A 21456-nucleotide genomic window follows, 5' to 3' on the forward strand; every position below is an offset into this window, starting at 1 on the left:
GGCGGGCATTGCGGGCGTGAAAGACTTTTTCGACCAAGGCGATCTTGTTGCGGTGCAAACCACGCAACCGCTCGACCGGCTGCTCGACTACAAGGCACCCGCCGGCGGCTGTCATGTAGGTGCCTTTGTCGAGGTGCCTCTGGGCCCGCGCAAGGTGATCGGTGTGGTCTGGGGGCCGGGCAAGGGCGACTATGACCGCTCGAAAATCCGCTCGGTGATCCGGGTGCTCGACGTGGCCCCGATGCGCGAAGAAATGCAGGGCTTTCTGGAACGCGCCGCCGCCTACACGCTAACGCCCATGTCGGCGATGCTGCGGCTGGCCACCCGTGCGCCGGGCCTGTCCGATCCGCCCTCGATGCGCAAGGTTTACCGCCCCGGAGCGGGTGAGCCGGACCGAATGACCGATGCCCGCGCCCGCGTGATGGCAGCTTTGGCCGAGTACGGCGGGTTATCCTTTACTTTGAAAGAGTTGTCGCAGGCAGCTGGCGTAACACCTTCAGTGGTCAAGGGTCTTGTTAAACAAGGCGTTGTTCGGGAAGAGGACACGCCGCGCGATGTCCCGTTTCCCTATCTCGACGTTGATTTCGGCGGCAAGGATCTGACGGGCGATCAGGCCGGTGCGGTTGCAACGCTCAACGTAGGCATCAGTGCCGGAACCTATGGCACAACGCTTCTGCGCGGGGTGACAGGGTCGGGCAAGACCGAGGTCTATCTCGAAGCGGTTGCCGAAAGCTTGCGCCAAAAACGGCAAGCTCTGGTTCTCTTGCCTGAGATTGCCCTGACGGCCGAGTTCATGACGCGGGTCGAGGCGCGTTTCGGGGCCAAACCCGCCGAATGGCACTCGGGTGTGACCATGACCGAACGCCGCCGGGCGTGGAAGATGGTTGGGCAGGGCGGAGCCCAGCTGGTTGTCGGCGCACGCTCGGCGTTGTTTCTGCCGTTCCTTGATCTGGGTCTGATCGTCGTCGATGAAGAGCATGATACCTCCTACAAACAAGAGGATAGCGTGCTTTACAACGCTCGCGATATGGCCGTTTTACGCGCCTCGCTGTGTTCCGCACAGGTGATCCTCGCTTCGGCTACGCCGTCGCTTGAAAGCTGGGCCAACGCCGATGCGGGCAAATATACCAAGCTGGAATTGACCGCGCGCTTTGGCACGGCGGTGCTTCCGAAAATGCGGGCGCTGGACATGCGTGGGGTGCAACTGCCGTCGAACCGCTGGATTTCACCCGAACTGGCGGGCGCGGTGAAATCGCGTGTCGAAAATGGCGAGCAGGCGCTGTTGTTCATCAACCGGCGCGGCTATGCACCGGTCACGATCTGTCGCGCCTGCGGGTTCCAGATCGGTTGTGACCACTGCGACGCGCGTATGGTTGAACATCGTTTCCTGAAGCGGCTGATCTGTCACCAATGCGGTGAAAGCAAACCCATCCCCGAAGCCTGCCCTTCTTGTCAGGCCGAGGGTAAACTGGCCGCCGTCGGGCCGGGCGTGGAACGCCTGACCGAAGAAGCGACCGAACTGTTCCCCGACGCTCGAATCGCCACCCTGTCGTCGGATCTGTTCGGCTCTGCGCGCGCTTTGAAGGCTGGTATCGAAAACATTGCCGAGGGCGGCGCGGACATCATCATCGGTACGCAACTGGTTGCAAAGGGGCATAATTTCCCGCTGCTGACTCTTGTGGGCGTGATCGATGCTGACCTCGGATTGCAAGGTTCAGACCTGCGCGCCGCGGAAAGAACCTTTCAATTGATGCGCCAGGTGTCGGGCCGGGCCGGGCGCGCCGACAAACCCGGCGAGGCAATCTTGCAGACCTATCAACCCGAACACCCCGTCATTCGCGCCATCCTTGCGGGTGAAGAAGAGGCATTCTGGAAGGCTGAGGCGGATGAGCGCCGCCGGGCCGGAGTGCCGCCCTATGGCCGAATGGCCGGGATCATCCTGTCGGCGCCGGATGTGCAGACGGTGTTTGATCTGGGCACCGAATTGGCCCGCCGTGATGGGCCGCTCAGGCAGGTCGGGGCGCAGGTGTTTGGCCCGGCGCCAGCGCCGATTGCCCGGATCAGAGGGCGCCACCGGGTGCGCCTGCTGGTCAAGGCCCCGAAGGGTGTGGCGTTGCAACAAGCGGTGGCGAAGTGGATTGGTGGCGTCAGGCCCGGCAACAACGTCCGCCTGACCGTCGATATCGACCCGCAGAGCTTCTATTGAGCACCTAGACGGTGGCGGCCACGCGGCTTTGATCGAACAGGATATCCGTGGCCATCGCGCCAACCCACATCGAGAACAGTGCCAGCCAGGCCGTCCCGGCAAAGACCGACCCGCCGGTCACGCCCGCGCCGATGGCACAGCCTCCTGCCAGCATCGCGCCGAACCCCATCAGCACTGCGCCGATCATCGCCCGGCGCATGCGCGAGGTGTCGGAAAAGCCCTGGAACTTGAACTCGCGCGCCAGGACAGAGGACGCGAACGACCCGACTACAACGCCGATCACCAGCCCGACGTCGAACCCGAGGATCGTGTCGCGTTCCAGGAAGAACATCAGAGTATGCGCGGAAGGTCCTGAAAACGTGACGGATTTGATCGCCACGGGCTCGAACGCCACCTGGCTGAGCGAAAAGATCAGAACGTAGCCCAGCGCGACGGCGAACCCGACGCCCGAGGCGAAGACGAGCCGTGTCCAGCCGATCCTGTATTGCGCTGACAGGATCAGCGCCAGCACAGCAAAACCCAGGCCGATCAGCAGGCCAGAAATCTTCGGCAGGCCGAAATAGGACAGCAAATCAACGTTTTGTCCGCCAGTTGTGATCCAAAGCGAAGCCAGGTAATCCCGCGCCGGCGACAACCAGCCTGATAGCGCCATCTGCGCCACAACGGCAAAGATCAGCCCTGACACGATTGAGCGCAGGTTGCCGGTTGCTGCCAGAACCAGAAGCCGCCCGGAACAGCCGCGTGCCAACACCATGCCGATGCCAAACAGAAGCCCACCAATGATGGCACCCGACCAACTGCCGGGAATGGCCATGACGCGGGCGTCTTCGCTGCGCATCAACCCCAATAACTCCGCCCCCTGGACCCAGACAATGGCGGTGGAAATGGTCAAGAGCCAAACCGCAACCTTGTCTTGCATTACCCCGCGGGCAAACTCGACCGTCGCCGCACGCAGGCAGAACCGCGAACGTTGGGCCGCCACTCCGAAGACCAGACCGGTGATCAGACCTAAAAGGGCCGCGGTCCGGCTTTCACCAATCATTTCGATAAGTTGTACAAGATCCATGCCACACCGCTCCGATGATTCCTGTGGACAAATGCAGTTTTTCTAATATGACACATTGATCTAGATCACTAGGCTGGGAATGTGCGGCGAAAAGACGTATGCCGGGCCATGACCAAGACGATTCCCATATCCGATGCGGCGTCCCTTCCAATTTGGCGGCGGCCGGTGAGTTTGTTGTTCGTGATGGCGGCGGCGATGCCGATTGCTTTTGCCACCTGGTCGGCACTTCTAAACAATTTCATCATCGAGGTGGGCGGGTTCGACGGGTCCGACAATGGCTGGCTGCATACGGTTCGGGAAATCCCGGGCTTTCTGGCCATCGGGGTGATTGCCATCATCATTTTCGTCCGCGAGCAAGTGCTCGGCATCGTGTCACTGATCCTGCTGGGCGTGGCGACGGCGGTGACCGCATATTTTCCATCGATGGGCGGCATTTTGACAATAACCATGCTGTCGAGCATCGGCTTTCACTACTACGAGACGGTCAACCAGTCGCTTCAGTTGCAATGGTTGCCAAAGGATCGTGCTCCGAAAGTTCTGGGGGTGCTTCTCGCGGTTGGATCGGCGGCAACTCTGGTGGCGTATGGGTTGATCGTTCTCACCTGGAAGAGTTTCGATCTGAGTTACAGCTTCGTCTACCTGACTGCTGGTGGCGTCACCGCTGCCATCGCGATCTTTTGCCTTTTTGCCTATCCGCAATTCGAGGCCCCGCATCCGCAGCGCAAACAGATGATCCTGCGAAGACGGTATTGGCTTTACTATGCACTCCAGTTCATGTCCGGCGCCCGGCGGCAGATCTTCATGGTCTTTGCCGGCTTCATGATGGTCGAGAAATTCGGCTTCGAAGTGCACGAGGTCACGGCGCTTTACCTTATCAACCTGGTGATCAACATTTTTGTTGCCCCCCTTCTGGGACAGGCGGTGGCGAAGTTTGGTGAGCGAAATGCACTGGTGTTTGAATATGTAGGTCTGGTGTCCGTGTTTCTGGCCTATGGCGGGATCTACTATTTCGGCTGGGGGGTTGTGCTTGCGGCGACGCTGTACGTGATTGATCACATGTTCTTTGCCCTGGCTTTGGCACTGAAAACCTATTTCCAAAAGATCGCCGATCCTGGAGATATCGCCCCGACCGCTGCCGTGGCCTTTACGATCAACCATATAGCAGCTGTGGTCCTGCCTGCATTGCTCGGCTATCTCTGGCTGGTCTCGCCCGGGGCCGTGTTCATGTTGGCGGCGATGATGGCCGGGGTGTCGCTCTTGCTGGCGCTGTTGATCCCGCGCCACCCGGAGCCGGGCAATGAAACCATTTTCACGCGGTTCGTTGCCACGCGTCCGGCCGAATAGGTCATGTCGCGCGACGCCCGATTTCTGACTGGTCCGACCATGGGCCACGTGGCGCGCATGACCTTGACCGGGGCGATGGGGATCACCTTTGTTTTCTTGGTCGATGCCGCCAATCTCTTCTGGATTTCACAGCTCGGCGACGAGAGGTTGATGGCGGCCATCGGCTTTGCTTTTGCGATACAGTTCTTCTCGGTCTCGTCTGGTGTGGGGTTGATGATTGCGGCCACCGCGCTGGTTTCGCGCCGTATAGGGCAGGGAGACCGGGCGGGCGCGCGGCACTTGGCAACGGCGGCGATGGTAATGACCTGCGGTATCCAAAGCCTGGTGGCGCTGTTGATCATCCTGTTTCGCTGGCAACTTCTGGACATGGTCGGCGCGGAAGGCGAGACCCGGACCCTGGCGGCACGTTACCTGGTGATGACCGTGCCGTCGCTGGCCTTGATGGCGATCGGCCTCATCGGTTCGGCGGCGTTGCGTGCCGAGGGCGACGGCAAACGGGCGATGTTCGTCACCCTGACCTCGGGCTCGGTCAGCATGGTGGTCGATCCGATCCTTATATTGTGGTTGGGGATGGGGCTGGATGGCGCGGCAACCGCCCTGGTGATCAGCCGTCTGGTGCTGACCGTCATGGCGTTGCGCTTTGCCACTGGCACCAATGACCTTCTGGCCTGGCCCAGCCTGTGGGCGGTTCGTGAACATGCGCGCGCTTTCCTGGGACTGGCCGCACCGGCTATTCTGACACAACTCAGCGCCCCGTTCGGCAACTACCTGCTGACCGGTGTCATGGCCCAGTTCGGTGATGGCGCGGTGGCGGCTTGGGCCGTGGTCAACCGGCTCTATGTCATGGCCTTTGGCGGCATTTTCTCGCTCAGCGGCGCCATCGGCGGGATCTTCGGGCAAAATTACGGTGCCCGGCTTTATGACAGGCTGCACAGCACTTATCGCGATGCGCTGATCTTCTGTATCCTGTATTCTCTGGTCGCCTGGGGGGCGCTGATGTTGGTGACACCGCTGGTGGTGCGGGGCTTCGGCCTTGATGCCGCAGGTGAAGAGGTGCTGCGCGCCTTTACTTTCACCACCGGGGCGGCACAGATGGTGATGGGCATGGTTTATGTCTCGAACGCGGCCTTCAACGCGCTGGGGCGGCCGATGCGTTCAACCCTGGTCAACTGGCTGCGAGACGGGGTGCTGTTGCTGCCAGTGGCGTGGTGGACGGCCGGTATTTGGGCCGCACCTGGTGTTATCTATGGCCAGGCCATGGTCGGGGTATTGGTCGGCATCCTGGCGGCGCTCTGGGCCTGGCGATTTGTTCATCGGTTCCGGGCCGATGCGGGGTCGGCGCTTGACCTGACCGCGCGCCGGGGCTACCGCGACGTGAACAGATACCGGAGGCGTTGACGTGCCCACCTTTACTGCCCTGACCACCCTGACCGGAAAAGCCGCGGCGCAAGCCTTGGGAGAAGCGATGGAACACCTGACCCCGGAACCCACCGGCGTAGGTGTTTTTGAAATCGAGGACGGCTCGGGCCTGTGGGAAGTAGGCGGATACTTTACCGAAGAACCGGACAAGGCCGGTCTGGCTTTGCTTGAAGCGATGTTCGACGCCAAACCATTCAGCATTTCCGAATTGCCCGAAACCGATTGGGTTGCCGAGGTCAAACGCGAGTTGGCCCCGGTCGAGGCCGGGCGGTTCTTTGTCTATGGCAGCCACGACGCTGACAAAGTGCCCGAAGGAGTTGAACCGCTGTTGATCGAGGCAGCGATGGCGTTTGGCACCGGGCACCATGGCACAACGCTGGGCTGCCTGCGGGCGTTGGATCATCTGATTGGACAAGGGTTTCACGCAAGAAACGCAGTTGACATTGGCTGTGGCACTGCCGTTCTGGCGATGGCCGCGGCGCGGATCTGGCCTGAGCCGGTGTTGGCCAGCGACATTGATGAGGTCGCCGTCGATGTGGCGTTGGCCAATGTCCGGGCAAATGGGCTGGAGAAGCGAGTCCGCTGCGTCGAGGCTGCCGGGTTCGATCACCCGGACCTGCGCGCGGCTGCGCCTTTTGATCTGATCTTTGCCAATATTCTCAAAGGGCCACTGATCGCGCTGGCCTCGGATATGGGCGTGTCACTGGCCCCGGGCGGCAGGGCGATTCTGTCCGGTATTCTGAACGAGCAGGCCGACGAGGTGATCGAGCATTATGCACGATCTGGCATCAATCTTGTGTCCCGCGATGAGATTGGTGAATGGACCACGCTTCTGCTTGAAAAACCCTAACGCATTTTCGTCGAAATCCGGCCTCAATCGAATATTATGCCATAATCCTGCCGTAATTCGGACCTTTAATTAAGATCATCCAGTGGGGGCTAGCACTGGAGGCTGCCATGCTTGGTGGACAAAAGAGTTTCGACAAGCGCCTGCACGGGATCAACAAGGCGCACCGGCGCGCACCCAAGCGTGCGGCCTATGTCGTTAATGCAAACGGCACGATTGCGGCGCGCCGTACCCGCAAAGGGCCAAATATCTCGATCAAGGGGATACTATACCTGGCCTTGGGCCTCGCCCTATTCAAATCCATCGCGATGGCTCAGTTTGGTCTTCCCGTCTATACCGAACGTGTGGAAGCCTTGCGCCAAGGCACATTTGTTGAACAAGCTGGCGCTGTGGTTATGCAGCCCGACCGGATTTCCATCCTCATCGCCGGACAGATTGCACCTTATCTGCGCTGATCTCCGCACCCCGTCATGCAAAAGAAAAGCCGCGCAACCCAGATGGGTGCGCGGCTTTGTCCGTCAAACCGTCGCGAACAGAAGCGTCCGGCGGTTCAGTGGTTGTCGGCGATGAATTCGATGTCACCGCGGCACAGGCCGATATCTTCCAGCTCGCGATCGCTGAGTTGCGATAGCGCGTTGCGGGTTACGCGGGCGTCGTTCCAAGCAATGAAGCGCGCTTGCACCGATGCAAAAATATGGCCGAAGAAGCCGTGTGTGTCAGCGGAGAGCGTGACGCGGGGTGTGTCGATTGCAGCCATATCTGTGTTCCCTTTTCTGGAGTTGATGGTCAGCGGTTTTAACAAAACGGCAGATAATCCGGGAAATGCGCTGCGACAAGCGGTGAAAACTGCATAGGGCCTATGCATTTTTTGCATGGGTTTCCTGTGTCCCAGAAACCATGAAAATAAGGCCCAAATGCGTCTTTTCGGGTGTCGTTTTTGTCGCTTTTGGTTGCAAAAAGCACCGTTCATGTCGCCTGTGGGAAACTCGTGTCGATTTTCGCCATTTTCACCTTTGCCCTTGGTAAATGTTCCCGTTTCGTGCTAGTGGTTCCCAAAAGCAACAGGGCAGTGGAAAATCATGAGGGTTTTAGGGATCGATCCCGGGTTGCGGAACCTCGGCTGGGGTGTGATCGACGTGGATGGCTCGCGATTGTCCCACGTTGGCAATGGTATTTGCCGCTCAGTGGGATCTGATCTGGCTGCCAGGTTGTTGTCATTGCATGAACAACTCAGCGCGGTGCTGGCGCGGTTTGCTCCCGATACGGCGGCGGTCGAACAGACCTTCGTCAACAAAGATGGCGCATCGACGCTGAAACTTGGTCAAGCGCGTGGTATTTGCCTGTTGGTCCCGGCACAAGCCGGGCTCGCAGTGGGTGAATACGCCCCCAACACGGTCAAGAAAACCGTTGTTGGTGTCGGCCACGCGCAAAAGGCGCAGGTGGACCACATGGTGAAGATGCAACTTCCCGGCGTGCAGATCGAAGGGTCGGACGCGGCGGATGCACTGGCTGTCGCGATTTGCCACGCCCATCATACCCGCAGCGGTGCGGCGGTGCGGGATGCGCTCAGGAAGGTGGGCACATGATTGGCAAGATTGCAGGCCGGATCGATTATCGTGGCGAAGATCACGTGCTGATCGACGTGAAAGGCGTGGGCTACCTCGTCTATTGCTCGGACCGCACTCTGGCGGCGCTACCCGGCCCCGGCGAGGCGGTGGCGCTCTACACCGACCTTCTGGTGCGCGAGGACCTGTTGCAGCTTTTCGGGTTCACCTCGCTTGTCGAAAAAGAATGGCACCGGTTGCTGATGAGTGTTCAGGGTATCGGGGCCAAGGCGTCGATGGCGATCATGGGTGCACTGGGTGCAGAAGGGGTTAACCGTGCAATCGCGCTGGGCGACTGGAACGCGGTGAAGGCTGCCAAGGGGGTCGGCCCCAAGACCGCGCAGCGGGTGGTGAATGAACTAAAGGATAAGGCGCCCACAGTTATGGCGATGGGGGGTACCGCGCCGGACGTGCCGGTGATCGAAGAGACGGAAGTAATCGAACCTGTGACGGCCCTCAAGGCGCAACCTGTACCCAAGGGCAACATGGCGGCCCAGTCCGAGGCGCTTTCGGCCCTGTCGAATCTTGGTTACGCGCCCGGTGAAGCTGCCGGCGCGGTGGCACAGGCTGCGGGTGAGGCCCCCGAGACCGATACCGCCACGCTTATTCGTGAAGCGCTTAAGCTGTTGGCGCCGAAGGGGTAATGGATGGAACAGCCTGACCCCACATTGCGCGCCACCCCCTTGCCCGAGGATACCGATCGTGCGCTGCGGCCTCAATTGTTGGACGAGTTCGTCGGCCAGGAAGAGGCACGGGCGAACCTGAAGGTGTTCATCCAGTCGGCCCGGATGCGCGGCGAGGCGATGGATCACACGCTGTTCTTTGGGCCTCCCGGCCTGGGCAAGACCACGCTGGCACAGATCATGGCGCGCGAGTTGGGGGTGGGGTTCCGGATGACGTCCGGCCCGGTGCTGGCCAAAGCGGGGGACCTGGCGGCGATCCTGACAAATCTTGAAGCCAACGATGTGCTGTTTATCGATGAAATTCATCGCCTTAACCCGGCGGTGGAAGAGGTGCTTTATCCGGCGATGGAGGATTTCGAGCTGGATCTGGTGATCGGGGAAGGCCCGGCTGCACGCACGGTGCGGATCGAATTGCAGCCCTTTACGCTGGTGGGCGCAACTACGCGGTTGGGGCTGTTGACGACTCCGCTGCGAGACCGGTTCGGCATTCCGACGCGGCTACAGTTTTACGAGATTCACGAGTTGAATCAGATCGTTACCGCCAATTCGCGCAAGTTAGGTGTGATGGCAGACGCGGAAGGGGCCTTGGAAATTGCCCGCCGTTCACGGGGCACGCCACGAATTGCCGGACGCTTGCTGCGCCGGGTGGTGGATTTTGCACTGGTTGAGGGTGATGGCAAGATCACCAAGGCGCTGGCTGATGGAGCGCTGACCCGGTTGGGGGTGGATCACCTTGGCTTGGACGGCGCGGACCGGCGTTATCTTACTATGATTGCAGAGAATTATCAGGGTGGCCCGGTGGGGATCGAAACCCTTGCGGCGGCGCTATCCGAAGCGCGCGATGCGATTGAAGAGGTGATCGAGCCGTTCCTGTTGCAACAGGGTTTGATCCAGCGCACGCCGCGCGGGCGAATGCTGGCGCAGAAGGGTTGGAACCATCTCGGGCTGGCGGCACCCGTACCCAAGGGGCAGAACGACCTGTTCGACGGGTAGGGCGGGCGTTGCGTTAGGTACGGATTTTCGAAAGAAAGCCGGGGTCTGGAATCCGTATGGCACCTGCCGGCTATCCGTCTGGCAGGTGCGCGGCTCCGGCGAATCGGGGGTGGCGTCAACTTTTTTCCGGGTCTCGGGCAGATGCGACGGGCTTGCCCTGCTGGACCATTCGCGGCATGTGGAGGCACGTGACGAAAGAGGGCCCAAGCGATGACACCGGACGAGATTGAAAAGCTGTTTTCCCGTGGCGACGGGAGTTATCTGTTTGCCCGCTGGGGCCGACCCATCGTGCCGGTGGTTTTTGGCGTTGACGACAACACATTGTCCGTGATCAAGGGGGCCATCGAGGCGGTGGTGACGCTGGCCGGGCACAAGATGGCCGAGACCGATCCGGAGCTGGGCTCGAACCTCATGTTCTTCTTCTTCCGTGAATGGGACGAGCTCTTGGAGCTTGAAGGGTTCGAGCAGATGGTACCCGAGATCGGCGACACGGTGCAGAAATTGAAAGCACGGGGGGCCAACCAGTACCGCTTCTTCCGCTTCGAGAAAACCGGCGAGATCAAGGCCGGGTTCGTCTTCCTGCGCATGGACAGGGCGTTGGGAGCGATGCCGGCAGAAGACTTGGCGCTGGCCCAGGCGGTGCAGGTGATCCTGCTCTGGGGCGAGACGGCCTTTGCCGAGCGCTCGCCGCTGGCAAAACTGCCCGAGGGGCAGGTGGTTTTGCGGCCCGAGATCGCAAGTGTGATTGCGGCCGGGTATGATCCGATGATGCCAGGGATGGACCAGGACGGCGCGGCCCACTCTTTGCGGATGTTTGCGCGGATGCGAGGGTGAGGATGACCCTGCAAAGGCACACCCTGCAACCGCCCTGTGCCCGTGTACGGCCATTCGGAGCCCCGCCCCAAACCCCGGGATGTATTGAGCAAGATGACGGGAGGGATCATGCGCGCTTTTGTGGCTATTGAACTGCCTGATGGCTTAGCCGAGTCGCTGGAAGGGGTGCAGGAGGGGCTGCCGGGGCGGCATGTGGCCCCGGGCAATCTGCATCTGACGCTGGCTTTTCTGGGGGATGTATTCGAGGGGCAGGTCTGGGCCTTGGCCGAGAGACTGGCCGAGTTGCGACTGAAGGCGCCGGTGTTGCGGGTGACCGGCCTGGACATGTTTGGCGGAAAGCGGCCGAACCTGTGCTTTGCCTCTGTCGGGAAGGATCAGGCGCTGGAGGCGGTGCGAGACACGGTACAGCGGACGTGCCGGGAGATCGGGATCGATCTGCGCCGCGAACGGTTTCGCCCGCATGTCACCCTGTCCCGGTTCGGCCGGGAACTGGGGCCAAGAGAGGAAGAGCGATTGGCTGCACAACTGGGACTGGTGCACATACCGGAGGTGCCGGCGGAGCGCTTTGCGATTTACCGATCCGATCTGCGGCCTGAGGGGGTGATATACACACCGGTTGCCGAGTTTGAATTCGATTAGTTTATAGCTAATCAAAAACTAGCAAAAAAATTCTTTTTCCTAAGAAACGTGCAAGGCATTGTCCCGCCAAAGGCGCGCGATTCCCGAAAAGGAAGCCTGGTCACGAATGCGGGCAACACGCTTGCCCTTGTGGGCATTACGGTGCGCAAGCGAAAAAAAGGTCGAAAAATGGCTGTGGAGCGAACGGATACATTGGTGATCGGCGGCGGTCAGGCAGGGGTGGCGATGAGCGAACACCTGGGCAAGCAGGGTGTGCCGCATCTGGTATTGGAGCGTGGGCGAATTGCAGAGCGCTGGCGCTCGGAACGCTGGGACAGCCTGGTGATGAACGGGCCTGCATGGCATGACCGGTTTCCGGGGATGTCGTTTGACGGCGAAGACCCGGACAGTTTTCCCGGCAAGGAGCGGGTGGCGGATTACTTCGTCGATTATGCCCGGATGATAGAGATGCCGATCCGTGAAGGGGTGGAGGTGATGCGGGTTACGCGCAATGAAGGGCGCGCCGGCTTTACCGCCGAGACCTCGGATGGAGTGATCGAGGCGTTGCGGGTGGTGGCCGCGACCGGGCCCTTCCAGCAGCCGGTGATCCCGCCAATCGTGGCCGAGGGTGCGGATGTCGTCCAGATGCATTCGGCGCAGTACAAGAACCCGGGCCAGTTGGCCGACGGTGCGGTGCTGGTGGTCGGCGCCGGATCATCCGGAGTGCAGATCGCAGACGAGTTGAACAAGGCCGGGCGCAAGGTTTACCTGTCGGTCGGGCCGCATGACCGTCCGCCGCGCTCCTATCGCGGGCGCGATTTTGTCTGGTGGCTGGGCGTGCTGAACATGTGGGATGCTGCTGCGCCGCCCGCCGGGGCTGAGCACGTGACCATTGCCGTCAGCGGCGCCGAGGGTGGTCACACGGTGGATTTTCGCAAGCTGGCCGAGCAGGGGATCATTCTTGTGGGACGTACCGAGGGTTTTGATGGTGTGGTGATGCGCTTTGCCGGGGACCTGGTCGACAATGTGAACAATGGCGATGCCAACCTGATGTCGGTGCTGGATGCGGCGGATGCTTATGTCGCCCGCAACAGGCTGGACCTGCCTGAGGAACCCGAGGCGCGCAAGGTTGGGCCCGATCCGGATTGCATGGTCAATCCGCAGCGCACACTGGACCTGAAAGAGGCCGGGGTCACGACGATCCTCTGGGCCACCGGGTTCAAGACCGATTACAGCTGGCTTAAGGTTGATGCCTTTGATGAGAACGCCAAGCCGATACATCAGCGCGGTGTGTCCAGCGCGCCGGATGTGTACTTCGTAGGGCTGCCTTGGCTGTCGCGGCGGGGGTCGTCCTTTATCTGGGGCGTGTGGCACGATGCCAAGTTCATCGCCGACCAGATTGCAATTCAACGTGGTTACGCGGCCTACAAAGGCCCCGAGGACTAGGAGACGAGACAATGGCAAATGATCTGACCCCGAATGCACTGGAAGAGCTGGCCGCGAATGTGGCTCAGCCATTCGAGAGCGCACATGCAATGCCGCCATCGGTCTATACCAGCCAGGCCTTCATGGAGCAGGAGATCGACGGGGTTTTTGCCAAGGAGTGGTACTGTGTTGGCCGTGCCGATGCGTTGAAGGAACCGGGCGATTATGTAACCGCCGAACTGGCGCGGCAGCCGGTGGTGGTGCTGCGCGACCGCGACGGCGACTTGAAGGCACTGAGCAATGTCTGTCTGCATCGAATGAGCACGATGCTGGAAGGGCGGGGTAAGGCGCGTGCCGTGACCTGTCCTTATCACGGCTGGACCTACAACCTTGATGGCACGCTGCGTGGCGCCCCGGCGATGACGCTGAATGAGGGTTTCTGCAAGGAGAGCTACAAACTGCCATCCGTGCGCTGCGAGGAATGGTTGGGCTGGGTGTTCATCACGCTGAACGCCGATGCTCTTCCCGTGGCCGAGCAGTTGCGCGAAGTCGAGGCGATGGTCGCCGGGTACGACATGACCAATTATACCGAGACCTTCTACGAAGAGCATGAGTGGAACACCAACTGGAAGGTGTTGGCCGAAAATTTCATGGAAAGCTATCACCTGCCGGTGTGTCACGCGGGCACGATCGGCGGGCTGAGCAAGCTGGAAGAAATGGTCTGTCCGCCGGGATTGGAGGCGTTCAACTATCACACCATCCTGAAGGATGATCAGCTGCGCATCGCCATGGCGCACCCGACCAATGATCGTTTGGAAGGCGAGATGCGGCGCACGACTTTCTTGTTGGCGATCTATCCCTCATTGCTGATCACCCTGACACCGGGGTATTTCTGGTATCTCAGTTTGCGTCCGGTCGAACCGGGCAAGGTCCACATCCGCTTTGGTGGTGGCATGTCGGACGATTACAAGAACGACGAGGACGCGCAGGAAAACTTTGTCGCGCTGAAAACGCTGCTCGACGAAGTGAACGTCGAGGACAAGGGCTGTACTGAAAAGGTTTATGCGGGACTCAAGTCTGATCTTGCGCGACCGGGGCATCTGTCGCACCTTGAACGCCCGAACTATGATTTCGCGCAATATCTCTACGCGAAGCTCAAACCATGAAGGTGTATCGCATGACCCACTCCCCCGATGCCGCCCTGCGCGACAGGTTCATCGGCGGGATGAGCCATGCGGCGGCCACGGTCAATGTGGTGACAACCGACGGCCCGGCGGGGCGGGGCGGCGTGACGGTTTCAGCCATGTCATCGGTCAGCGCCGACGGGCCGCGCCCGACGCTGTTGGTCTGCGTCCATCACCAAAGCAAGGTCGCGCAGCAGATCATCGACAACGGGGTTTTCGTGGTGAACATCCTCAAGGATGACCAGGCCTATATCTCGGACGCCTTTGCGGGTCGGTTCAAGGATCAGCTGGCCGACAAGTTCGATTGCTGTGATTGGGAGGTCATGGCCTCGGGCGCGCCGCGGGTGCGTGATCCGTTGGTCGGGTTCGATTGTCATGTGATCTCGTCAGAGCGGGTGGGCACGCATCACGTCTTTTTTGGCGAGGTCGACGATATCTTCATCGCCGATGGCGGCTCGCCGCTGATTTATGCGCGGCGCTCCTATGGCGCGGCAACACGGATCGAGGTGCCGGGTAGCATCGCGGCCGGAAAAGAGGCCGAAGGACAACGCCTGAGCGTCGGATGCTTTCACACCTTCGCGCCGATCCTTCTGCCGGACATGATTCGGCGGATGACGGCGCTGCAATCGGGGTTGAAGATCGACCTGATCGAAGGCGATCAGCGCCGGGTGCAACAGGCGGTGATGGCGGGCGAGGCCGATCTGGCGTTGCTCTATGACTATCAATTGCCGGACGAATTGGAGGCGATCGCGCTGACCGAGTTGCAGCCCTATGTGCTGTTGGCGCATGATCATCCGCTGGCCGAGATGCACGAGTTGCGGCCTGCAGATCTGTCGGGGCAGCCAATGGTGCTTCTCGGGGCGACCCCGTCGAGCGACTTTGCTACCTCGATCATGGAAAATGCCGGTGCCGATCTGAACGTGGCCTATCGCAGCGCCAGTTTCGAAATGGTGCGCGGGCTGGTGGGGCAGGGGCTTGGCTTTACCATCTTGGCGACGCGGCCCGCGTCGACCGTGAGCTATGACGGAAGGCTTCTTGTGACGCGGCCGCTGGTGGTGGATACTCCGCGGCCCAGCCGGGTGATGCTGGTCAGCCGCAAGGGCGCGCGGCTGAGCCCACAGGCCGAGCGGTTTCGCTGGTTCTGCAAGGATTTCTTTGACCTGCACTGAAGATCGGTGCGCAAAATGCGCACACTACGCAAGCGGCGTGGCAACATAACGCCACACGGGAGAGTATGCCATGGCGCATGAACGTATTCGCAAGTTCAACACTGGTGAAACATATCCGGAGCAGAACTTGGACAATGACCTGTGCCAGGCCGTCGTAACCCGAGGGGGCAAGACCGTGTGGATGCGCGGCCAATGCCCGCAGAACCTCGATGACGCGGTCAATATCGAAAGCCACGATCCGACCGAGCAGACCCACAAAGTGATGTAGAATATTCGCCAGTTGATCGAAGAAGCCGGCGGAGAGATGTCGCATCTGGTCAAGGTTGTCGTTTACATCACAGATGTGCGTCACCGCGAGGCGGTATACCGGACCATGGGGGAATACATCAAAGGTGTGCATCCCGTTTCGACCGGTCTTGTCGTGCAGGCATTGGCGCGGCCCGAGTGGTTGGTCGAAATAGATGCCACGGCGGTTATTCCGGATTGAGAGCGCTGGCTGGGGGGCCAGCCCCCCAGACCCCCCGGGATATTTGAAGCAAGAGGAAGAGGGGCTTTGGCATGACCTTTTCACTGGTGGCGCGATGTGCCGGAACTGGGATGTTCGGGGTGGCGATTTCATCATCCTCGCCTGCGGTGGCGGCGCGCTGTGCTTTTGCCCGGGCGGGCGTCGGGGCGGTGGCCTCGCAGAATGTAACCGACCCGTCGCTTGGGCCGCTGGCATTGGACGTGATGGGGCGGGGCCTGAGTGCCGCCGAGGCGATTGACGAGGTGCAGCGGCGCAGCAAGTTCATCGAGTACCGGCAGGTGCTGGCGGTGGACGGGCAGGGCGGTACGGCAATCCATTCAGGGCCGAATTCGCTGGGTATCTGGACCCAGGCCGAGGGCAGGGATGTGGCCTCGGGTGGCAATCTGTTGGCAAATGATGGCGTGCCGGCGGCCATCGTGGCCGGGTTCGAGGCTGCGCAAGGTCATCTCGGCGACCGGCTGGTCGCAGCGATGCAGGCTGGCTTAGCTGCGGGTGGCGAAGCCGGGCCGGTGCATTCGGCGGGGATGCTGATTGTCGACAAGGTCAGTTGGCCAGTGGCCGAGCTGCGCTGTGACTGGATTGACGAGGGCTGTCCCATTGCCGCAGTGGCGCGGGCCTGGGAAGTCTACAAGCCGCAGCTGGAGGATTACGTGATGCGCGCACTGAACCCCACGGCGGCGCCGTCCTATGGCGTTCCGGGAGACGAATGACAGGAGGGAAATGACATGGGAAACCAAGCGATTTCAATGCTGTTGCAACAGATAGCGGCTTGTCAGAATGACCGGCCATGGGGCATGCCGGGGCGGTTCTATACCGACCCGGACTGGTTTGCCCATGAATGCGATACCGTGCTGCGCCATGGCTGGCACGCGCTTGGTCGGGCCGATGAGATCCCCGAGCCGGGGGATTACTTCTGCGCTACTATCCTGAACGAGCCGCTGATTGCGGTGCGCGGCGAGGATGGCGAGGTGCGTGTTCTGTCGAATGTCTGCCGCCATCGCGGTATGCCGCTGGCCGAGGGGCGGGGCAAGGTGAAACGGTTCCTGTGCTCCTACCATGCGTGGGCGTATGGGCTTGACGGGGTGCTGTTGCGCGCGGCGCGGATGCAGAATGCTGACTTCGACGCCAGGACATGTCGTCTGGCCGGGTTCGAGGTGAGATTGTGGAACGGCATGATTTACACCTCGGTCGCCGATGATCCGCCACCTTTCGAGGCGCCCGAACTTGATGCATTGCTGGCGCCCTACGAGCCCGGGAACTTCCACCTCGTCCACGTCGCCGAGGAAGAGTGGAAATGCAACTGGAAGAGCCTGGTGGAGAATTTCATGGAAGGTTACCATCTGTCGGTGGTCCATCCCGAGACGCTGCATGGCTATACTCCCACCGGGATGGCGAAGAAGGGGCCGAGCGGGGCGGGTTTTACCACCTATTTGGCGAATTACCCCGACAGCGCGGAAACCCGGGGCCAGGGCGCACCGGGGTTGAGCGAGGCTGAGCGACGCCGCTCGACCCTGTTTGCGCGCTTCCCGACACAGGTGGCAAGCCAGGCGGCAACGCTGTTGGTGACGCTGTCGATCTTTCCACGGGCTGCGGACCGGATCTGGGTCAAATGGTCGATGGCGGCGTACGGCGACGAGTTGGACGAAGACACCATCGCCCAGCGGATTGCGCTGTGGGAAGACGTCAACCGCGAGGATCGCGAAAAATTGGAGAAGATGCAGACCGCGTTGGGGTCGAAACACGCCATCGGCGGACCGCTGGCGGGTGAGGATTACGAAGGCACAGTGCGCGATTTCCTGAACTGGCTTGCGGTCGAGGATCGTACGGCGGTGAAGTTGACAGACGGCGCGCGATGAGCAGTCGCTTCACCCTTCGACAGCTGGAGTATTTCGTTGCCGTGGGGCGCGCGGGCTCGGTTGTCGAAGCGGCGGAACGGGTGAACGTGTCCTCGCCGTCGATCTCCACCGCGATTTCACAACTGGAACAGGCGCTGGGCCTGCCGCTGTTCGTCAGACGGCGGGCACAGGGCCTGTCGCTGACTCAGGCCGGGCGACAGATGATGGAGCAGGCGGGTGAGGTGCTGGCCCAGGCCGAGGCGCTTGCCCGGCTGGCGGGCGACATCGCCGGCGAGGTGCGCGGGCCGCTGACTTTGGGCTGTTTGCTCAGTTTTGCCCAGATCATCGTGCCGGGGCTGCGCCGCGGGTTCGAAAATCTCTATCCGGACGTGGCTGTGCGGCAGCGGGAGCTGGACCAGGAGGGCATATTTGCGGGGCTCCGCCGGGCCGAGATCGATGTTGCGCTGAGCTATGACATGGGGATTCCGGCTGACCTTGAATTCGTGCCGCTGGTGCCGCTGCACCCATTTGCGATGATGGCGGTGGATCATCCGCTGACAGACCGGGATGCGGTGACGGTGGAAGAATTGAGGCCGCATCCGATGATCCTTCTCGATCTGCCGTATTCGTCCGAGTATTTCCTGTCGTTTTTTACCGCGCGCGGGACCCAGCCGGTGATCGCCGAGCGCACCCGCGACATGGCGGTCATGCGCAGCCTGGTGGCCAATGGCTATGGCTATTCCATAGCAACCATCCGACCGCTGAACGACCGCGCGCCCGATGGCACGCCGCTGCGTTTCGTGCCGCTTGAGGGCGCGGTCGAGCCGATGCAGCTGGGTCTGGTGATGGCCAAGGGGGCGACAAGTGTGCTGACCTTGCGTGCGTTCATTGACCATGCAAAGGCTTATGTGGCGGGTGGGCACGTACCCGGGATCATGCCATCGGGGGGCGGGGCAGTTTGACCCCAGAACTTCAAGACTTAGAAATATATAGAAAATTTTTTGGCAAAACTGCCTGCGCCTGACCGTGGGTGTTGACCATGTTCGCTCCGGGGTCAATCTATTTTTTTTGCTTCGGCTTGCGGAGAGATGGGCCACCCAAACGTGTAGTAAATTGCAGGTTGTCCCCTTTCACCTGTGGACAATCACATGGGCGCGTGGCGCCTTTTGCGTAGGTTGAGAGACGCTGGGGGATTTGATTGCGCTAGGTTGCGCTGCAGAGAAGAGGCCGTCCACGAACCGTGCAATCCCCACGCGGAGCTTCGATGTCGTTCTTGTCTGAGACGACGGATGGTTGCCTCTCTGGGTTCAGGCATTGGGCTTGGGTGACGATTTGGCGTAACGCACGTGAATCGCGGAGCGCCCGAATTTGAGCAAAGCCGATTTTCATGAGCCCGGGGGCACCTTTGACCGGGAGCCCCCATTTCCAGGTTAGCGCCGGCGCACGCCGCCCTTGTCCATCTCGATCAGGATGTCGTGATTGTCATGGCCCGGCCCGTGCAAGGGATCGGGTAGAGCGCCCATGCTCATCGCCAGGGCGGCGAGTTCGGCCCGGTTCGACAGGCCGGTCTTGTTCATCAGCGTGTTCATCCGCTGACGAACCGCCGAGATCGAGATGCCAAGTTCGGCCGCGATCTGCTTGTCTTGAAGCCCAAGGCCGATCTTGGCCAGCAATTCGTGCTGTTTCTCGGTGATATGGTTGCGCTCGCGGAACTCGGCCGAGAAGTGATGCATATAGCGTTGGTGGGCGGCCATGGCGGCAGCGGTCATGGTCCAGCCATGCGCCTTGACGATCTGGATCATCTCGCGCCGAGAATGATCCCCAGTAAAGGTGATCAAGGCCGCCTGGGGTGGTGCGTTGTGGCGAAGCGGGATCGAATAGCCCGCACGCATGCCGCGTTTCGCGCCCTCTTTCAGCACTTCGACACGGCGCGCCGGGATGTGGATGTATTCGTCGATGAATTCGATCCCCACCATGATCGGGGTCAGGTGATGCATGGCATGGCTGCGAAAATACGACCATTTGTGCAATTCGGGATCGGAGTTGAACTGATTCAACCAGGTCGAATCGTAGGACGTGCGGATAAACAGGGTTTTGCGGAAATCGGCGTAGGAACTTGCGCAGATCAAATCGATGAACGGCAGATTCAATTCCCGGCCAAGCGCAGTCAGATGCGCCCAGACCTCGCGTGAATGGGTCGTGACCTCCAGATCAGCTAAGAACCTCCTGAGCAGAGGCGGCGTGTAACACTCGGCCTCGACAAGGTCCCGGTGGCGGTCGCTCACCGCCGTATCCTCAACAGGATTCTTCTTCGAGGTGCAGCTTCATGTCGATCAGCACCTGTTGCAGCGCCACCGTTTCCTTCAACAGGCGCTTGGCCTCGTTCATGGTGATGATGCCGTCCTCGATCGACTGCTGGTATTCGGCCATCAGCATCGCAAACCGCTGGCTCAGCGCGATGACGTCGGCGTTGACGCCTCCCTTGTCATCGGCGTTCTTGCGGCGGTCGTCATAGCTCAGCGTGATGCCCTTCAGATCGGCCAGGGCCGATGTGACATGCGGATAGCTTGATGCCTCTTCCAAAGCGGCAACGGCGTCGATCGGCATGAACCGGTCGGTATGTTCGTCGCTGTCGGAATAATAACGGCCCAAGGTGGCCTTGGACTTGCCGGTCAGCTGGCAGGCCGGTTCGATGCCGACATCCTTGACCAGTGCCTCGGTGTGTTTCTTCAGATAGCTGCCTACACCAGCCATGATGGATCCATCCCCTGTTTGCCCTGTTCCCCGCGTGCGGCACGGGGGAAATCGTTAATCCTTTTCCCATTAGTCGGTTTGCCGACAAATGTCATCGTAGAAAAAGCCCGGGGCGACCCGGGTTGCCGGTGCGCGGAACCAATTCCCGCCACCGGAGGGCGAGACCCGGGCGGTTTTGTCGCAATTTGATGACGTGCAAGCTCCATCCCCAGTGGCCTGTCCTGCACGGTTTGAACCAGATCGCGACAAACCGGTGGGGTTTCGCCCAGGCGCGACCCGGAAAATGCGTGTGATGCCGTTTGAGCGGGGCCTTGCATCCCGTCTTGCAAAGGGTGAAAACCGGGCCCATGGCAAAGCTCTATTTCAATTTCTCAACCATGAATGCCGGCAAATCGACGGTGCTGTTGCAGGCCTCGCATAACTATCACGAGCGCGGCATGCAGACTTATCTTCTGACCGCGCAGCTGGACAATCGCGCAGGCGAAGGCCGGATTGCCAGCCGGATCGGGATCGGGGCGGATGCCGACACCTTTGCCGCGGATGATGATCTGTTTGAAGCGATTGCAGCGCGGCTGAAGGAAGGGCCGGTTAATTGTGTTTTCGTGGACGAGGCGCAGTTCCTGACCAAGGAGCAGGTCTGGCAATTGGCCCGCGCGGTGGATGATCTGAAAGTGCCGGTGATGTGTTACGGCTTGCGGGTCGATTTCCAGGGTGAGTTGTTTCCCGGTTCAGCCGCGCTTCTGGCCTGGGCCGATGAGATGCGCGAGGTCCGCACCATCTGCCATTGCGGCAAGAAGGCCACGATGGTGGTGCGCATGGGACCGGATGGTCAACCTCTGGTCGAGGGGGAACAATTCCTGGTTGGTGGCAACGAAACCTATGTCAGCCTGTGCCGGAAGCATTGGCGCGAAACGGTGGGCGACAGCTCCGCGCCGTCGGATGAGTGACC

At 60.8% G+C, this 21456-nt stretch carries 21 protein-coding genes and 1 pseudogene; 18 read left to right on the forward strand and 4 right to left on the reverse strand.

The window, feature by feature from the left end; all coding sequences use genetic code 11:
• Positions 1–16 precede the first annotated feature (16 nt).
• On the forward strand, positions 17–2206 hold the full coding sequence (locus RXV86_RS14870) for a primosomal protein N' (protein WP_316301033.1): 2190 nt from the start codon (positions 17–19) through the stop codon (positions 2204–2206).
• A gap of 4 nt (positions 2207–2210) precedes the next feature.
• On the opposite strand, the gene RXV86_RS14875 is transcribed toward RXV86_RS14870, so the two are convergent.
• The gene (locus RXV86_RS14875) at positions 2211–3272 is read right to left on the reverse strand and encodes a YeeE/YedE family protein (RefSeq protein ID WP_316301034.1); all 1062 of its coding nucleotides are present in this window, start codon (positions 3270–3272) and stop codon (positions 2211–2213) included.
• A 108-nt stretch (positions 3273–3380) separates the two neighbouring features.
• On the opposite strand from RXV86_RS14875, the gene RXV86_RS14880 reads away from it, so the two are divergent.
• The 4 genes from RXV86_RS14880 to RXV86_RS14895 all read left to right on the forward strand — a co-directional run bounded on the left by RXV86_RS14880 (position 3381) and on the right by RXV86_RS14895 (position 7337).
• Entirely contained in the window at positions 3381–4616 is a 1236-nt protein-coding gene (locus tag RXV86_RS14880; protein WP_316301035.1) for an MFS transporter, read from the forward strand.
• Positions 4617–4619: 3 nt separating this feature from the next.
• Complete coding sequence (locus RXV86_RS14885) at positions 4620–6014, forward strand: MATE family efflux transporter (protein WP_316301036.1); 1395 nt, start codon at positions 4620–4622, stop codon at positions 6012–6014.
• A gap of 1 nt (position 6015) precedes the next feature.
• Positions 6016–6885, forward strand: coding sequence for a 50S ribosomal protein L11 methyltransferase (locus RXV86_RS14890; protein WP_316301037.1), 870 nt, complete (start codon positions 6016–6018; stop codon positions 6883–6885).
• Between the two features lie 107 nt (positions 6886–6992).
• Positions 6993–7337 (forward strand): hypothetical protein, encoded by a 345-nt coding sequence (locus RXV86_RS14895; RefSeq protein ID WP_316301038.1) that lies wholly within the window; start codon positions 6993–6995, stop codon positions 7335–7337.
• 95 nt (positions 7338–7432) lie between these two features.
• Here RXV86_RS14895 and RXV86_RS14900 read toward each other — a convergent pair whose 3' ends face one another.
• Positions 7433–7639 (reverse strand): DUF1127 domain-containing protein, encoded by a 207-nt coding sequence (locus tag RXV86_RS14900; RefSeq protein WP_316301090.1) that lies wholly within the window; start codon positions 7637–7639, stop codon positions 7433–7435.
• A gap of 322 nt (positions 7640–7961) precedes the next feature.
• Between RXV86_RS14900 and ruvC the strand changes: the two genes are divergently transcribed.
• From ruvC to RXV86_RS14960, 12 genes and pseudogenes are all read left to right on the forward strand, one after another.
• Positions 7962–8468, forward strand: coding sequence for a crossover junction endodeoxyribonuclease RuvC (ruvC, locus tag RXV86_RS14905; protein WP_316301039.1), 507 nt, complete (start codon positions 7962–7964; stop codon positions 8466–8468).
• Positions 8465–9130, forward strand: a complete 666-nt coding sequence (ruvA, locus tag RXV86_RS14910) for a Holliday junction branch migration protein RuvA (RefSeq protein WP_316301040.1) — start codon at positions 8465–8467, stop codon at positions 9128–9130. The genes ruvC and ruvA overlap by 4 nt, the downstream gene beginning before the upstream one ends.
• Positions 9131–9133: 3 nt before the next feature.
• Positions 9134–10162: a Holliday junction branch migration DNA helicase RuvB gene (gene ruvB, locus RXV86_RS14915; protein WP_316301041.1), complete on the forward strand. Its 1029-nt coding sequence runs from the start codon at positions 9134–9136 to the stop codon at positions 10160–10162.
• A 210-nt stretch (positions 10163–10372) separates the two neighbouring features.
• Positions 10373–10996, forward strand: coding sequence for a hypothetical protein (locus RXV86_RS14920; protein ID WP_316301042.1), 624 nt, complete (start codon positions 10373–10375; stop codon positions 10994–10996).
• 108 nt (positions 10997–11104) lie between these two features.
• Positions 11105–11635 carry an RNA 2',3'-cyclic phosphodiesterase gene (gene thpR / locus RXV86_RS14925; RefSeq protein WP_316301043.1) on the forward strand — a complete coding sequence of 177 codons (531 nt, stop codon included), beginning with the start codon at positions 11105–11107 and terminating at the stop codon, positions 11633–11635.
• A gap of 168 nt (positions 11636–11803) precedes the next feature.
• A complete protein-coding gene (locus tag RXV86_RS14930; RefSeq protein WP_316301044.1) occupies positions 11804–13060 on the forward strand; it encodes an NAD(P)/FAD-dependent oxidoreductase in 1257 nt (418 codons plus the stop codon).
• A gap of 11 nt (positions 13061–13071) precedes the next feature.
• Complete coding sequence (locus RXV86_RS14935; protein WP_316301045.1) at positions 13072–14205, forward strand: Rieske 2Fe-2S domain-containing protein; 1134 nt, start codon at positions 13072–13074, stop codon at positions 14203–14205.
• 11 nt (positions 14206–14216) lie between these two features.
• Positions 14217–15392, forward strand: coding sequence for a LysR substrate-binding domain-containing protein (locus RXV86_RS14940; RefSeq protein ID WP_316301046.1), 1176 nt, complete (start codon positions 14217–14219; stop codon positions 15390–15392).
• Between the two features lie 70 nt (positions 15393–15462).
• Positions 15463–15879, forward strand: a pseudogene (locus tag RXV86_RS14945) (RidA family protein).
• 71 nt (positions 15880–15950) lie between these two features.
• The gene (locus RXV86_RS14950) at positions 15951–16628 is read left to right on the forward strand and encodes a DUF1028 domain-containing protein (protein WP_316301047.1); all 678 of its coding nucleotides are present in this window, start codon (positions 15951–15953) and stop codon (positions 16626–16628) included.
• 15 nt (positions 16629–16643) lie between these two features.
• Complete coding sequence (locus tag RXV86_RS14955; RefSeq protein WP_316301048.1) at positions 16644–17774, forward strand: aromatic ring-hydroxylating dioxygenase subunit alpha; 1131 nt, start codon at positions 16644–16646, stop codon at positions 17772–17774.
• Complete coding sequence (locus RXV86_RS14960; RefSeq protein ID WP_316301049.1) at positions 17771–18715, forward strand: LysR family transcriptional regulator; 945 nt, start codon at positions 17771–17773, stop codon at positions 18713–18715. The genes RXV86_RS14955 and RXV86_RS14960 overlap by 4 nt, the downstream gene beginning before the upstream one ends.
• A gap of 468 nt (positions 18716–19183) precedes the next feature.
• On the opposite strand, the gene RXV86_RS14965 is transcribed toward RXV86_RS14960, so the two are convergent.
• Both RXV86_RS14965 and RXV86_RS14970 read right to left on the reverse strand, forming a co-directional pair.
• On the reverse strand, positions 19184–20038 hold the full coding sequence (locus RXV86_RS14965) for a helix-turn-helix transcriptional regulator (protein WP_316301050.1): 855 nt from the start codon (positions 20036–20038) through the stop codon (positions 19184–19186).
• A 10-nt stretch (positions 20039–20048) separates the two neighbouring features.
• Positions 20049–20507, reverse strand: a complete 459-nt coding sequence (locus RXV86_RS14970; protein ID WP_316301051.1) for a hypothetical protein — start codon at positions 20505–20507, stop codon at positions 20049–20051.
• Between the two features lie 347 nt (positions 20508–20854).
• Here RXV86_RS14970 and RXV86_RS14975 point away from each other — a divergent pair, with 347 nt between their 5' ends.
• Positions 20855–21454, forward strand: a complete 600-nt coding sequence (locus RXV86_RS14975; protein ID WP_316301052.1) for a thymidine kinase — start codon at positions 20855–20857, stop codon at positions 21452–21454.
• Positions 21455–21456: the final 2 nt, after the last annotated feature.

Origin of the sequence: Aliisedimentitalea sp. MJ-SS2, assembly GCF_032586155.1 — a bacterium.
GTDB lineage: Bacteria > Pseudomonadota > Alphaproteobacteria > Rhodobacterales > Rhodobacteraceae > JAWHTC01.